Here is a 13,194-nt window from a genome sequence, read left to right on the forward strand (position 1 = left end):
GGGGCCTGCGCGAGCAGGCCACATCACCGAAGCGAGGAGTCATGAACAATGCCGCTTGAGAAAGTATCGGCGCAACCCTGTCTGCTGGAGGCGGCCCCTGCCCGTGTCAGTGACGGGCAGGTCCTTGGGGTCCTTGCGCAGCACTACGCGATCAGCGGAAAACTCGAGCAACTGGGCGGCGAGCGCGACCTCAATTTCCGGGTCATGCTCGCGGACGGTACGTCGCGTCTGTTCAAGTTGTCGCATCCATTGGAAAACCCGCAGGTCGTGGACTTCCATAACCAGGCCATGCTCCAGATCGAGCGTAACGATCCGGCGTTGCCGGTGCAGCGTGTCTTTGCATCACTCGGCGGGCGATTCGTGGAGCCGGTCGAAATCGAAGGCCAGCGCATGTTGGTCCGTCTCCTGTCCTTCGTTGACGGCTTGCCGCTGCACCGCGTCGCCCACACATCGGTGAATTTCAGGCAGAACCTGGGCCAAGCGCTCGCCCGGTTCGACCTGGCCCTGGACGGCTTCAGCCATCCCGCTGCCGGGCACGTCCTGCTGTGGGACATGCAACACGCCCAGCGCCTCAGGCCCCGGCTGAAACACATCGAGCCGGGCGTTCGTCGCGACCGGATCGAACACAGCCTGGACCGCTTCGAATCCCAGGTACTGGGCAAGTGCGCCACGCTGCGCCACCAGGTGATCCATAACGACATGAACCCGCACAACATCATCGTCGATCCGGATCAGCCCGATGTGTTGCGCAACATCCTGGATTTTGGCGACATGGTCCACGCGCCGTTGGTCAACGAGGTCGCGGTCGCGGCATCGTACCAATTGGGGGTGGCGGGCGACGTCCTGGCCCCGGCGCTGGACATGATCCGCGCCTATCACCAGGTCAATCCCCTCACCGGCGAAGAATTGCAACTGCTGCCGGTGCTGATCTCCACACGCCTGGCGTTGTCGTTGTGCATCAATTATTGGCGGGCCGACCTGCACCCGGACAATCGCGAGTACATCCTGCGCAACTCATACCGCGCCCAGGATGCCCTGGCGGGATTGTCCGCAATGGCACCCGCCGAGATCCACGACAGAATCCTTGCCGCTTGCACCCAGGAGGTTGGCGCATGAGCATGATCAACGGTTTCACTTCTGAAGATGCCGATCGCCTGTCAGACAAGGAAAAACGCCTTGTCGAACGCCGGGCACGGTTGCTCGGCCCGGCCTATCGACTGTTCTACGAACACCCCTTGCACACGGTGCGCGGCGAGGGCGTGTGGCTGTACGACGAACAAGGCCGGCGGTATCTGGATGCCTACAATAACGTGGCGTCGGTGGGGCATTGTCATCCCCGGGTGGTCGAGGCGATCAGCCGGCAGGCCGGGCAACTCAACACCCACACTCGCTACTTGCAGGAGGGCATGCTCGATTACGCCGAGCAACTGCTGGGCACCTTTCCCGAGTACCTCGAGCGGGTCATGTTTACGTGCACCGGCAGCGAGGCCAACGATCTGGCGTTGCGCATCGCCAAACAGTTTACCGGCGGCACCGGCGTGATCATCACCCGCTTCGCGTATCATGGCGTCACGGGTGATATCGCCGAGCTTTCTCCGTCGCTCGGCCCGAGCATGGTTCTGCCACCCCACGTGCGCACCGTTCGCGCCCCCGATGCTTATCGGCTGGGTGCGGATCAAGTGGCCTCGACCTTCGTGGCTGACGTCCGTGCGGCCATCGATGACCTGCGCAAACACGGCATTCGTCCGGCGGCGATCCTGCTCGACGGCATTTTCGCCAGCGATGGCGTCTTTGCGGGCCCAACCGGCTGCATCGCCGAAGGGATCGCATTGGCCCAGGCCGAAGGCCTGTTGTACATCGCCGATGAAGTCCAGTCCGGCTTCGCCCGCACTGGCCTGAACATGTGGGGTTTCCAGCGGCACGACGTGCGCCCCGACCTCCTGACCCTGGGCAAGCCGATGGGCAACGGCCACCCCATCGCCGGCCTGGTCGGTCGAGCGCAAGTGGTCGATCACTTTGGCCAGAACATGCGCTACTTCAACACCTTTGGCGGCAACCCGGTGTCCTGCGCAGCGGGGCAGGCCGTGCTGGACGTCATCCGTGACGAACAGTTGCAGCAGCGCTCGCACACCCTGGGTGAATGTCTGTTGACGGGGTTGCGGGAGCTGGCCGAGCGTTACCCGATCATCGGCGATGTGCGCGGTGCCGGGATGTTCCTGGGGGTCGAGCTGGTGACCGATCGCGCCACAAAAGCGCCTGCCGCCACGCAGACCCGTCAGGTGGTCAACGCGATGCGCGAGCAGGGCGTATTGATCAGTGCTGCCGGGCCGCTGGAAAACGTGCTGAAGATTCGCCCGCTGCTGGCCTTCGAACAGGAGCATGCGCACTTGCTACTGGAAGCGGTCGGCACGGCGCTGGAAGGGCTGCAGCCGTAGCGGTTCAGACGATATCGTCGATCAGGATATGGTGCTGCCCACGGCTGCAGCGTTCGATGCGCGCCTCGACCTTGTACACCGCGCGCAGCATCTGCTCGTTGATCACTTCATGGCTCGGGCCGCTGCCCTGAGCGGTGCCATCGGCGATGACCAGCACCTGATCGGCGAAGCGCAAGGCCTGGTTCAGGTCATGGATGGCGATGAACACGATGACTTCGCGCTTTCGCGCCAGGTCGCGCATGAAGTTCAGCACCTGGACCTGGCGGTGCATGTCGAGGGCGCTGGTGGGCTCGTCCATCAGCAGGATCTGCGGTTCGCGCACCAGCGTCTGGGCGATTGAGACCAGTTGTTGCTGGCCGCCGCTGAGTTCACCCAGGTTGCGGAATGACAGCGGCGTAATGCCCAGGGCGTCGAGGATCTCATCGACCAGTTTCAGGGGTCGTCTCAGAAAACGGAAAATAAAGCACGCTAAGCGTGCGTGGAGGCTGGCACCCAGCGGTACAGCGTCGGAATGGACACGCCGAGGTTCTTGGCCACGTCCTTGGGCGGCACCCCGCTGGCCAGCAGCTTCTTGGCCGACTCGATCTTGCTGTCGGTCATCTTCGGCTTGCGGCCGCCTTTGCGGCCGAGCTGCTTGGCGACTTCCAGCCCGGCGCGGGTGCGCTCGACGGTCAGCTCGCGCTCCATTTCGGCAAGGCTCGCCATGACGTGGAAGAAGAACCGCCCGGATGGTGTGCCGGTGTCGATGGAGTCGGTGAGGCTCCTGAACTGGACACCGTGCTTGTGCAGATCGCCGACCAGATCGACCAGTTGCTTGACCGACCGGCCCAGCCGGTCGAGCTTCCAGACGACCAAAGTATCGCCTTCGCGCAGCATTTCGAGCGTCTTGGCCAAGCCAGGCCGGTCTGCCCGCGTGCCACTCACCTTGTCCTCGAAGACCTTTTTACATCCGGCCTTGCTCAAGGCTTCGCGTTGCAGCTCCAGGTTCTGATCCTGCGTCGAGACGCGCGCATAGCCAATCAACATGGCTTGTCTCGCGCCCGGTCGATGCGTTCCTGCATCGCCTGCATCACTTCTTCGTGGGTGTACGATCTGGCGTTGGCGTCGGTGGCTTGCCGCAGGGCTTCCTCAACCTCGCGCGTCATCCGCTCGTAATCCTCCGGCCACAGCGCTTGCTCCATGCGCAGCGACGCCTGACCCAGCAGGTGCAGCAGGCTGAACAGCCGCATGTCGTTGGTGGCGACGATGCGCTCCCGAATCTGCTCCTGAATAGCTTCGCTAGCCCGATGCGCTTGTGGTGTGGCAGTCCCCTCGTAGTCAGCGGGGAATTCCGCTTCCTCGGCAATCCTTGCCCAGGCGCTGGCCAGCGCCTCGATGGTTGACGTGCTCATTTCCGCCGCTCCTGTGCTCTTTGGCGAATCAACCGGCCAAGGGGCCTCGACGCGAAAACCAGCAGCATCACGCCTATCGGATACCAGGTCGAGAAGACCACCAAGGCATCGAAGGCTGGCCGTCCGGTGTTGGTAGGCAGTACGGCGGTCACAGCCATCAACCCGCCGACCGTCCAGATGATGCGCCACACGTAGGGCATCACGCGGGGCACGTAGCCGTCATCGAAAGCGGTCTGGTAGTAGCGGCGCAGGCCGCGCTCGGCAAGCGCCTGGCGCTGCCGCTCCGACAGCGCATCCGTCCGGCCATACCAGCGCCGGAATGGTGGACAGCGCAGCAGCAAAGGGGTGAAGAGGATCATCACCGCCACGATCGCGACACCCCACGCCATGACGGCGCCGGCATCGGGCCGCTTGGCGTTCTCGATCACGGGCGCGAAGACGCCCGGAGCACCGATCATCCAGAACAGCGCAATGTGCTGATGGAAGGAGAGCTTCATTTGCTCATCCACTTGCGCAGCAGGCGCTTTTTCAGGGAGGCGCGTTCTTGCGGGTTGCGTCCCTTGTGATTGGCGATGCGATCCGCCGTGGCGGCCTGGCGCTTGACGGGCCAGTAGGAGCGGCCATCCTTGCCCATCGACCAGACGCTGCTGGCCTGGTTTTCCAGCAGGGGCAGATGGGCGCTCAGGGCTTCGGGCGACGCGCTGGTCAGCGCCGTGCGCTCACGGGTGCGCCAGCGCTGATGCCAGAGCTTCTTGTCCTCGCGCTCGCTGCCGCAGGTCGTGTGCCCGACGATGGGTGTTTTGCGGCGGCTGCGGCTCATAACGTAGTGGTCTCCAAGAACATTCAGGACTGATCCCAGGCGTCGATGGTCAAGACCTGATCGGCAGGACAGGCGGCTACGCGGTCGGGAACTGGATGGTGTTCAGTCTCATGCCGACCCCATTCGATTGATCGCGTCGCTTGCGGCACGCTGCGACGCAAGGAGGTTTGCGACCTGGTTTAGCAGCCGTGTCCGCTGCATGTCTGTTACCTATCTCCCCGACCGCTCATTGGACCAACTCCAGAGATTGGGCTCTATCGCTCAGCCAATACGAAACCGGCATTGGCTGATGCCACAACCGAGACGAACACAAATGGCTCGGTACCTGTATTTCGCGCCCCGTGCACTTGGCCCGGTCTTGCCACGGCTATCTCACCTTCCCTGAGGGCACGAACAATCCCATTGCCCTGAAAGTAATCAGCCATTCCCGACAAAACAGTCCACGTGTCTTGGCCGTGAGGATGAATGTGAGCCGCAATTTCCTGCCCGGGATGGACATGCCAAACCACGATAATTGAGTCTCGGGTTTCAAGCACAACGGAACGAATAGGCTCGCCTTCGGACGGCTGAACATACTCGGCTACAGAAAATATTCTCGATTCAACAGTCATCGGAGATCCCTCTTTCACAGTGCCCCCAGACAGGCTGGATATGAGTTCTAACTCGAATTTGAACGGGAGGCTGGTCGTGCGGTCGTGCAGTTGCCGATGAGCGTGTCGGCTGCTGCCTCCTTGCCCACCAGCGAACCAGACGGTCGCATGCGCATCCTTTCTTATCGAAACTCGTTGAGATGATATGCAATCAAGAATAGAATTTCAAGAACTATTTTCGAGAATCGCAATGCCTTGATTCCCGTGCCGCGCTGTCACTTTCAGAAGGCGACAGCACGAAATATCAAAAGTCGACCGCACGGTCTTTTCTGACGTTGGAGTCGCCTCAGAAAACGGAAAATAAAGCACGCTAAGGCGTAGTTCCCTCGGGCTACACCGCGTCCGCACTGCGCGGTTCTTTCTTCCCTTGCAGTGACGCAATCAGCGGGCAGGAAACGTTCCCCTTCCGCGCATGGCAGGCGCACACCAAATCAGACAGCACGGCCTCCATGCGCGCCAGGTCAGCCATCCTCTCGCGCACGTCCTTGAGCTTGTGCTCGGCCAGGCTGCTGGCTTCCTCGCAATGGGTGCCATCCTCCAGCCGCAGCAGCTCGGCGATCTCATCCAGGCTGAAGCCCAACCGCTGGGCTGATTTCACGAAGCGCACCCGCGTTACATCCGTCTCGCCATAGCGGCGAATGCTGCCGTAAGGCTTGTCCGGTTCCGGGAGCAAGCCCTTGCGCTGATAGAACCGGATGGTCTCCACATTGACCCCGGCCGTCCTGGCGAAAACGCCAATGGTCAGGTTCTCCAAATTGTTTTCCATATCGCTTGACTCCGTACATAACTACGGAAGTAAGCTTAAGCTATCCAATTCAGATTCGAAAGGACAAACGTATGTCTGAACCTCAAAACGGGCGCGGCGCGCTCTTCACTGGCGGGCTGGCCGCCATCCTCGCCTCGGCTTGCTGCCTCGGGCCGCTGGTTCTGATCGCCTTGGGGTTCAGCGGCGCTTGGATCGGCAACTTGACGGTGTTGGAACCCTATCGCCCCATCTTTATCGGCGTGGCGCTGGTGGCGTTGTTCTTCGCCTGGCGGCGCATCTACCGGCCGTCAGCCGCCTGCAAACCGGGTGAGGTTTGCGCGATTCCCCAAGTGCGAGCTACTTACAAGCTCATTTTCTGGGGCGTGGCCATGCTGGTTTTGGTCGCGCTCGGATTTCCCTACGTCGTGCCATTTTTCTATTGATCACAGGAGTTCACCATGAAAAAGCTGCTTTCCGCCCTTGCCCTCGCTGCCGTTGTTGCCCCCGTGTGGGCCGCCACCCAGACCGTTACGCTGTCCGTACCGGGCATGACCTGCTCGGCCTGTCCGATCACTGTCAAGAAGGCGATTTCCAAGGTCGATGGCGTCAGTAAAGTTGACGTGACCTTCGAGACGCGCGAAGCGGTGGTCACCTTCGATGATGCCAAGACCAGCGTGCAGAAACTGACCAAGGCTACCGAGGATGCGGGCTACCCATCATCAGTCAAGAACTGATCATGAAAGACCCGAAGACACTGCTGCGGGTCAGCATCATTGGCACAACCCTCGTGGCGCTGTGTTGCTTCACCCCTGTTCTGGTCATTTTGCTCGGTGTGGTCGGCTTGTCCGCGCTGACCGGCTATCTGGACTATGTGCTGCTGCCTGCGCTGGCGATTTTCATCGGCTTGACCATCTACGCCATCCAACGAAAACGCCAAGCCGATGCCTGCTGCACCCCGAAATTCAATGGAGTAAAAAAATGACCGAAATCACCGTGAATGGCATGACCTGCACATCCTGCGCCACCCATGTCAAAGATGCTTTGGAAAAGATTCCCGGCGTGAATGCCGCTGTGGTGTCCTATCCAGAAAGCCGCGCGCAAGTCATGGCAGACACCGCCGTGAGCCACAACCAACTGCTGGCCGCCATCGCCGCATTGGGTTATCAAGGCTCGATCCGGGTTGGTGATTTCAAAGATGAACCAAAAATCCGTGATGCACTTGAGGGCGCCGGTTTGCATATCGCCATCATTGGCAGCGGCGGGGCCGCGATGGCGGCGGCGCTGAAGGCCGTCGAGCAAGGCGCGACGGTCACGCTGATCGAACGCGGCACCATCGGCGGCACCTGCGTCAATATCGGCTGTGTGCCGTCCAAGATCATGATCCGCGCTGCCCATATTGCCCATCTGCGCCGGGAAAGTCCGTTCGACGGCGGTATTGCGGCAACTGTGCCTGCGATTGACCGCAGCAAACTGCTGGCCCAGCAGCAGGCCCGTGTCGATGAACTGCGGCACGCCAAATACGAAGGCATCCTGGACGGCAATCCAGCCATCACCGTTTTGCACGGTGAAGCGCGTTTCAAGGACGACCAGAGCCTGGTCGTCCGTTTGAACGAGGGTGGCGAGCGCGAGGTAACGTTCGACCGCTGCCTGGTCGCCACCGGTGCCAGTCCGGCCGTGCCGCCGATTCCGGGCCTGAAAGAGTCACCCTACTGGACTTCCACCGAAGCGCTTGTCAGCGACACCATTCCCGCACGCCTGGCCGTGATCGGTTCGTCGGTGGTGGCGTTGGAACTGGCGCAAGCCTTTGCCCGGCTCGGCAGCCAGGTCACGATCCTGGCACGCAGCACCTTGTTCTTCCGGGAAGACCCGGCCATCGGCGAGGCCGTGACAGCCGCTTTCCGCGCCGAGGGCATCGAGGTGCTGGAGCACACGCAAGCCAGCCAGGTCGCCCATGTGAACGGCGAATTCGTGCTGACCACCGGACACGGTGAATTGCGCGCTGACAAGTTGCTGGTTGCCACCGGTCGGGCACCGAATACGCGCAGCCTCGCGCTGGACGCGGCGGGGGTCACTGTCAATGCGCAAGGGGCCATCGTTATCGACCAAGGCATGCGCACGAGCAACCCGAACATCTACGCGGCCGGCGACTGCACCGACCAGCCGCAGTTCGTCTACATGGCAGCGGCCGCCGGCACCCGTGCCGCGATCAACATGACCGGCGGCGACGCAGCCCTCAATCTGACCGCGATGCCGGCAGTGGTGTTCACCGACCCGCAAGTCGCCACCGTGGGCTACAGCGAGGCGGAAGCGCACCACGATGGCATCGAGACCGACAGTCGCACGCTGACACTCGACAACGTTCCGCGAGCGCTTGCCAACTTCGACACACGCGGCTTCATCAAGCTGGTCATCGAGGAAGGTAGCGGACGGCTCATCGGCGTGCAGGCGGTGGCCCCGGAAGCGGGCGAACTGATCCAGACGGCGGTGCTCGCCATCCGCAACCGCATGACGGTGCAGGAACTGGCCGACCAGTTGTTCCCCTACCTGACAATGGTCGAGGGGTTGAAGCTTGCGGCGCAGACCTTCAACAAGGACGTGAAGCAGCTTTCCTGCTGCGCTGGATAAAAAAAGGAGGTTTTCAATGAGCGCCTACACCGTGTCCCGGCTGGCCCTTGATGCCGGGGTGAGCGTGCATATCGTGCGCGACTACCTGCTGCGCGGATTGCTGCGTCCGGTGGCGTGCACCCCGGGCGGCTATGGCCTGTTCGATGATGCCGCCTTGCAACGGCTGTGCTTCGTGCGGGCGGCCTTCGAGGCGGGCATCGGCCTGGACGCGCTGGCGCGGCTGTGCCGGGCGCTGGATGCTGCGGACGGCGATGAAGCGGCCGCGCAGCTTGCCGTTCTGCGCCAGTTCGTCGAGCGTCGGCGCGAAGCGTTGGCCGATCTGGAGGTGCAGTTGGCCACCATGCCGACCGAGCCGGCACAGCACGCGGAGAGTCTGCCATGAACAGCCCCGAGCGCTTGCCGTCCGAGACGCACAAACCGATCACCGGCTACCTGTGGGGCGCGCTGGCCGTGCTCACCTGTCCCTGCCATTTGCCGATTCTCGCCATTGTGCTGGCCGGCACGACGGCCGGCGCGTTCATCGGAGAGTACTGGGGTATCGCAGCCCTCACGCTGACCGGTTTGTTCGTCCTGTCTGTGACACGACTGCTGCGGGCCTTCAAAGATCGATCATGAGCGCTTCCCATTGAGACAAACCACGCTGTCGCTACGTTGCCTCATGCCGGCATCAAATTCGGCTGAGTAGCTTCTCGCCATCTGGACGTAGCTCACCCTTGGGTGAAACATGCCGATACAGGGTCTGCCGCGTGACGCCAAGTTCCTGGCACAGGTCGCCGACCTTGGTCTCTGGCTGACCCATTGCCGCCATCGCCAGCCGCAGCTTGGCGGCGGTCATCTTGAACGGCCGGCCGCCTTTCCGCCCGCGCGCGCGGGCCGAGGCTAGGCCGGCAATCGTGCGCTCCGCGATCAACTCGCGCTCGAACTCGGCCAGGGCGGCGAAGATGCCAAAGACCAGCTTGCCGGCGGCGGTCGTGGTGTCGATGGCCGCGCCGTGCCCGGTTAATACCTTCAAGCCGATGCCGCGCCCAGTCAGGTCGTGCACGGTGTTGATGAGATGTCGCAGGTCGCGTCCGAGCCGATCCAGTTTCCACACGACCAGTGTGTCGCCAGTTCGCAACGCCTTCAGGCAGCTCGTCAAGCCGGGCCGATCCTCGCGCATGCCGGATGCCTGGTCCTCGTAAAGATGTACTGGATCGACCCCGGCGGCAATCAGCGCGTCGCGCTGCAAATCGGTAGCCTGGGAGCCGTCCGCCTTCGATACCCGCATGTAGCCTATCAGCATGTCGTACCTGTCACATATACGTTCGATTATGTGACAGTGTGAGCCAGAAAGTTCTCGCCGTCAAAAACTGTCACTTAACCCGTCATTTAGTCTAAGACCTGCAAACGGCCATTCAGGCTCGTAATGTGACAAAAACTCCGGCGGGATGCCCTCCTTGGTGAACGTGGCGCGCAAACGTTCCAGGGATTCGGGGTCGCGTCGCCCGTAGGACGCCAGTGTGAACAGCAAGCGGGCCGTCTCCGGGTTGTGTCGCGCTTCAATGATGGCCTCATCGATGGCCTGGGCTGCTCGTTGCCAGTGGTTGATGGGTTCCGGCTTCGGCACCTTCGCCGGCAGGCCGTTGGTGAAACCAGTGTGCGGCTCCGTCTGAAACAGCGCGGCCTGTTCCCCGCGCGGGATCAGCGCCTTTGACTCGATCAGCGTGATGGCGGTGGCCGCCGCCTCCAGCATCTGCCACTGCACCGCCGGGGCCAGAATCTCGTAGGGACGCCACAGACTCTGCCCGGCGCGCAGCGGATGGCCGCAGCGCTCCCAGACATGGCGGATGCTCGCCGAGCAACTGCCGCAGTGCGAGAGCGGCGTGTTCAGCTCATCAAGCAGGGTGCGCAGCAGCCGGAACCACAAGCCGGCGTGGACACGCCGACGCGGCAGCTCCACAAAACCCGTCGTCAGCGCCTGCCAGGTGCGCCGGTCCATGCAGGCGATTGCGTCATCGGCAGGGCGCGGCGCAGCATCGGCGATTTCCCACTGAAGATACCGGCCGGGCATGCCCCAGTAGGACTCCAGCCAGCAGCCATGCTGCGGGCAGCTCAGCATCAAGGGGAGCTGCCAGACGAGTAGCACAGCTTGATTCGTTGGATCGTTCAGACACTGCGGACACGCCCGGCGAATCGTCTGGCTCGGTAGCCAGGCACGCCAGCGAGTGATGGACCGCACCTTGCGGGTGCGCTTGGGCAGGAGCACCGCGCATTGGAATGTATAGGTTTCCAAGGCTGCTGGTACCGAATCGTCGAGACTGTCGAGCAGCCACGGCACCCAGCCTGCAAGACTCATGCTGCGCAACCGCTCCAGCTCGACGCCACTGCGCTGGCAGAGCGCCGTCAGCAACGACAAGGATGGTGCGGTATCCAGGTCATCAAGTTGGCTGTGACCAAGATCGTGGGCCAGCAGCTCGTGCACGTCCATCTGGTAGCAGGCGGCGACCCGGTTGAGCCATGAGGACAGGGCTTCGCCTTCCTTGGGTGCCGGATGCAGCGGCCAGCGCGGCGCGGACTTCACATCAGTTCCCGCTCGAACTGTCGCCGCCGCTCACTGGGGCCGATGTAGTCGGCCATGCTGAGCGTGCGGTGGTTGATCGCTTCCTCGCCACTCTCCACGGCGGCGACGGCCGCCGCCACCAGCAGATGTGCAAGCTCGCCGATGGTGCCTTCGCTCCGGGTGAGCAGGTAGCTGTACCGGCTTGCAATCGAAAACGGCCGTGCTCGCAATCAGCGCAATTTCCGGCTCAGATTAACTGCGACTGACGGAGCCGTCTGGCTCAGATTATTTGCGAGCGAGCTTGCATTCAGCCGCGCCGGCTTGCATTCCATCGTTCCCTACTCACATTAACTGCAACTAGCCCCGTCTTTAGAGGTGGTAAAGATGCCGATGATGGCCATGGTGTTCTCCTTTCGGATTCATGGTCGCGCCCATCGCGTCCTTGTTGTGAGCCGATCGGCGGGTGAGGGCCGAACGCACTGCCAATGCAGCCGAAACGTAGAGAAGGACCTTGAGCTCCGAACAATTTGTTGCGCGAGAAAGCCGCTCGCCGGCGGGGAAAATGTTCGGTGGGAACGGTTGTGGGCCCAGGTCCGATCCCGCCAGGATTCACGACGACTCAAGGACGCATGGCTGACCGGCCGGACAGGAGTATTGGCCGACTCTAAACACCAGTCGTAGGCGCTGGAATCTCGCGACATGCGTAGCCCTTGCTTGGCGAAAAATATTCCCGATCGCCGAGCGCTCGATCTGACATTCGTCGTTCGGTATAGTAAAGAGTGCAGACCAGGCAGATAGGGGCGCCGGTAGCTTAAGGCCAAACCAGAGACGAGCCGCGCGAATGCTCGCCGAGGACCCGGTTTTCAAGCGCATGAGCTTATTTGACCGCGACGGAAACTTGGTCTCCTCAAGCCACGCGGATGAACCGCAAAAACTCCCTGCGGGTTGGCTGTCGCAACTGCGCGAACACACGGGTAGAAGTGCCCCGGCCAGGCGCGGAGGCTTCGATGAGCGCGGATCGGACATCTTGTCCTAACGGTCGACCCCGCCAGCGGGGGCTTCGTCAGCACCGCGCTGCAATTGCCGGCAGGGCTCTGGGACAACCATCTGCGTCTGGTCTGAAAGCGTTCAAGTATCGCAGCGGTACGCCGACATAAGGGGGCGAACGAACGGTCATTTGGCTGACCGCTCGCTCAATCTTGCGTATGACTCAAGCGCCCCCCTTTCGATACGAGACCGCCCAGATGCTCTTGAAAAAATCCCTGCGCGCTCAGCTGCTCACACTGATCGGCGGCAGCCTGTTGGTGATATTGCTGATCGCCTTCGCCAGTTTTTCCTTCTTGTCGGATGACATTTCCAAGTATCAACAACTACTCAAGGGTCCGATCGAAACGTCGCGCCTGATCGACGAAGCCAACGTGGAATTCAAAGTGCAGGTGCAGGAGTGGAAGAACGTCTTGCTGCGTGGCAAATCACCTGAAGCCTTGAGCAAGTACTGGCAAAGCTTCGAGAACCAGGAACGAAAGGTCCAGGACATCCTGGGCAGACTCGTTGAGCGAAGCGAGCACAACCCTGCCCTGTCAAAGCAGCTCCGCGACCTGCACGAGGAGCACCGGCGCCTCGGCGCCGCCTACCGCGCGGGCCGTGCGGCCTACATCGCCGGCGGAAACGATCCATTCGCCGGCGACGAGGCGGTTCAAGGCATCGACCGTGCCACCAGCGAACAGCTCAGTGGTTTGGTCATCCAGCAGCGCGATTCGGCGCTGCATCGTTCGGAAACCATCAGCGAAGCCGCAGATCGTAAAATAGTCGTCGGCTCGTTGGTAATGCTAGCCGCTGGCGTTTTCATCGCCTTGCTCAGCCTATGGTTGGTAAACCGCAATCTGATCGCCCCCATCCGTCACCTGATCGACCACATCGCCAAGCTCAGCCAGGGCGACTTTGCACAGCGCGTCGATGCGTCCCGTGCTGACGAATTGGGACGTCTGG

General features: G+C 62.0%; 17 protein-coding genes and 2 pseudogenes. 9 read left to right on the top strand and 10 right to left on the bottom strand.

The window, feature by feature from the left end:
- Positions 1-48: 48 nt before the first annotated feature.
- Both ACTORR_RS00210 and ACTORR_RS00215 read left to right on the top strand, forming a co-directional pair.
- Positions 49-1,116, top strand: a complete 1,068-nt coding sequence (locus ACTORR_RS00210; protein WP_016487049.1) for a phosphotransferase — start codon at positions 49-51, stop codon at positions 1,114-1,116.
- Positions 1,113-2,435, top strand: a complete 1,323-nt coding sequence (locus tag ACTORR_RS00215; protein ID WP_016487050.1) for an aspartate aminotransferase family protein — start codon at positions 1,113-1,115, stop codon at positions 2,433-2,435. The genes ACTORR_RS00210 and ACTORR_RS00215 overlap by 4 nt, the downstream gene beginning before the upstream one ends.
- Before the next feature lie 4 nt (positions 2,436-2,439).
- On the opposite strand, the pseudogene ACTORR_RS00220 reads toward ACTORR_RS00215, so the two are convergent.
- From ACTORR_RS00220 to merR, 7 genes and pseudogenes are all read right to left on the bottom strand, one after another.
- Positions 2,440-2,937, bottom strand: a pseudogene (locus ACTORR_RS00220) (ABC transporter ATP-binding protein); the annotation flags it as partial.
- Positions 2,904-3,461 (bottom strand): recombinase family protein, encoded by a 558-nt coding sequence (locus ACTORR_RS00225; RefSeq protein WP_003100847.1) that lies wholly within the window; start codon positions 3,459-3,461, stop codon positions 2,904-2,906. The pseudogene ACTORR_RS00220 and the gene ACTORR_RS00225, both read right to left, overlap by 34 nt.
- Complete coding sequence (locus ACTORR_RS00230) at positions 3,455-3,826, bottom strand: hypothetical protein (protein ID WP_003100853.1); 372 nt, start codon at positions 3,824-3,826, stop codon at positions 3,455-3,457. Before ACTORR_RS00230 ends, ACTORR_RS00225 begins: the two co-directional genes overlap by 7 nt.
- The gene (locus ACTORR_RS00235) at positions 3,823-4,323 is read right to left on the bottom strand and encodes a hypothetical protein (RefSeq protein ID WP_003100856.1); all 501 of its coding nucleotides are present in this window, start codon (positions 4,321-4,323) and stop codon (positions 3,823-3,825) included. Before ACTORR_RS00235 ends, ACTORR_RS00230 begins: the two co-directional genes overlap by 4 nt.
- Positions 4,320-4,646, bottom strand: coding sequence for a hypothetical protein (locus ACTORR_RS00240; protein WP_003100858.1), 327 nt, complete (start codon positions 4,644-4,646; stop codon positions 4,320-4,322). Before ACTORR_RS00240 ends, ACTORR_RS00235 begins: the two co-directional genes overlap by 4 nt.
- A 254-nt stretch (positions 4,647-4,900) precedes the next feature.
- Positions 4,901-5,257, bottom strand: a complete 357-nt coding sequence (locus ACTORR_RS00245; RefSeq protein ID WP_003465043.1) for a cupin domain-containing protein — start codon at positions 5,255-5,257, stop codon at positions 4,901-4,903.
- 370 nt (positions 5,258-5,627) lie between these two features.
- Positions 5,628-6,062: an Hg(II)-responsive transcriptional regulator gene (gene merR, locus ACTORR_RS00250; RefSeq protein ID WP_000429838.1), complete on the bottom strand. Its 435-nt coding sequence runs from the start codon at positions 6,060-6,062 to the stop codon at positions 5,628-5,630.
- A 71-nt stretch (positions 6,063-6,133) separates the two neighbouring features.
- Here merR and merT point away from each other — a divergent pair, with 71 nt between their 5' ends.
- From merT to merE, 6 genes are read left to right on the top strand one after another with little or no spacing between them, the layout of a single operon-like run.
- Positions 6,134-6,484 (top strand): mercuric ion transporter MerT, encoded by a 351-nt coding sequence (gene merT, locus ACTORR_RS00255; RefSeq protein ID WP_441343411.1) that lies wholly within the window; start codon positions 6,134-6,136, stop codon positions 6,482-6,484.
- A gap of 15 nt (positions 6,485-6,499) precedes the next feature.
- Positions 6,500-6,775 carry a mercury resistance system periplasmic binding protein MerP gene (gene merP / locus ACTORR_RS00260; protein ID WP_000735441.1) on the top strand — a complete coding sequence of 92 codons (276 nt, stop codon included), beginning with the start codon at positions 6,500-6,502 and terminating at the stop codon, positions 6,773-6,775.
- 2 nt (positions 6,776-6,777) lie between these two features.
- Positions 6,778-7,023 (top strand): mercury resistance system transport protein MerF, encoded by a 246-nt coding sequence (gene merF, locus ACTORR_RS00265; protein ID WP_000654684.1) that lies wholly within the window; start codon positions 6,778-6,780, stop codon positions 7,021-7,023.
- Entirely contained in the window at positions 7,020-8,666 is a 1,647-nt protein-coding gene (merA, locus tag ACTORR_RS00270; RefSeq protein WP_441343412.1) for a mercury(II) reductase, read from the top strand. Before merF ends, merA begins: the two co-directional genes overlap by 4 nt.
- A gap of 16 nt (positions 8,667-8,682) precedes the next feature.
- Positions 8,683-9,048 carry a mercury resistance co-regulator MerD gene (merD, locus tag ACTORR_RS00275; RefSeq protein ID WP_003465059.1) on the top strand — a complete coding sequence of 122 codons (366 nt, stop codon included), beginning with the start codon at positions 8,683-8,685 and terminating at the stop codon, positions 9,046-9,048.
- Positions 9,045-9,281 (top strand): broad-spectrum mercury transporter MerE, encoded by a 237-nt coding sequence (gene merE / locus ACTORR_RS00280; protein ID WP_001087809.1) that lies wholly within the window; start codon positions 9,045-9,047, stop codon positions 9,279-9,281. Before merD ends, merE begins: the two co-directional genes overlap by 4 nt.
- A 52-nt stretch (positions 9,282-9,333) precedes the next feature.
- Here the strand turns inward: merE and ACTORR_RS00285 are convergent, their stop codons facing one another.
- From ACTORR_RS00285 to ACTORR_RS00295, 3 genes are read right to left on the bottom strand one after another with little or no spacing between them, the layout of a single operon-like run.
- Positions 9,334-9,948 carry a recombinase family protein gene (locus ACTORR_RS00285; protein ID WP_000904941.1) on the bottom strand — a complete coding sequence of 205 codons (615 nt, stop codon included), beginning with the start codon at positions 9,946-9,948 and terminating at the stop codon, positions 9,334-9,336.
- 60 nt (positions 9,949-10,008) lie between these two features.
- Positions 10,009-11,226 (bottom strand): TniQ family protein, encoded by a 1,218-nt coding sequence (locus tag ACTORR_RS00290; protein WP_003465063.1) that lies wholly within the window; start codon positions 11,224-11,226, stop codon positions 10,009-10,011.
- Positions 11,223-11,435 (bottom strand): NTP-binding protein, encoded by a 213-nt coding sequence (locus ACTORR_RS00295; protein ID WP_024015044.1) that lies wholly within the window; start codon positions 11,433-11,435, stop codon positions 11,223-11,225. The genes ACTORR_RS00290 and ACTORR_RS00295 overlap by 4 nt, the downstream gene beginning before the upstream one ends.
- 1,596 nt (positions 11,436-13,031) lie before the next feature.
- Here ACTORR_RS00295 and ACTORR_RS00300 point away from each other — a divergent pair.
- Positions 13,032-13,142: pseudogene (locus tag ACTORR_RS00300) on the top strand (hypothetical protein); the annotation flags it as partial.
- Between the last annotated feature and the right edge of the window lie 52 nt (positions 13,143-13,194).

The organism is Pseudomonas sp. SAR267, from assembly GCF_052077595.1.
Classification (GTDB): domain Bacteria; phylum Pseudomonadota; class Gammaproteobacteria; order Pseudomonadales; family Pseudomonadaceae; genus Aquipseudomonas; species Aquipseudomonas vlassakiae.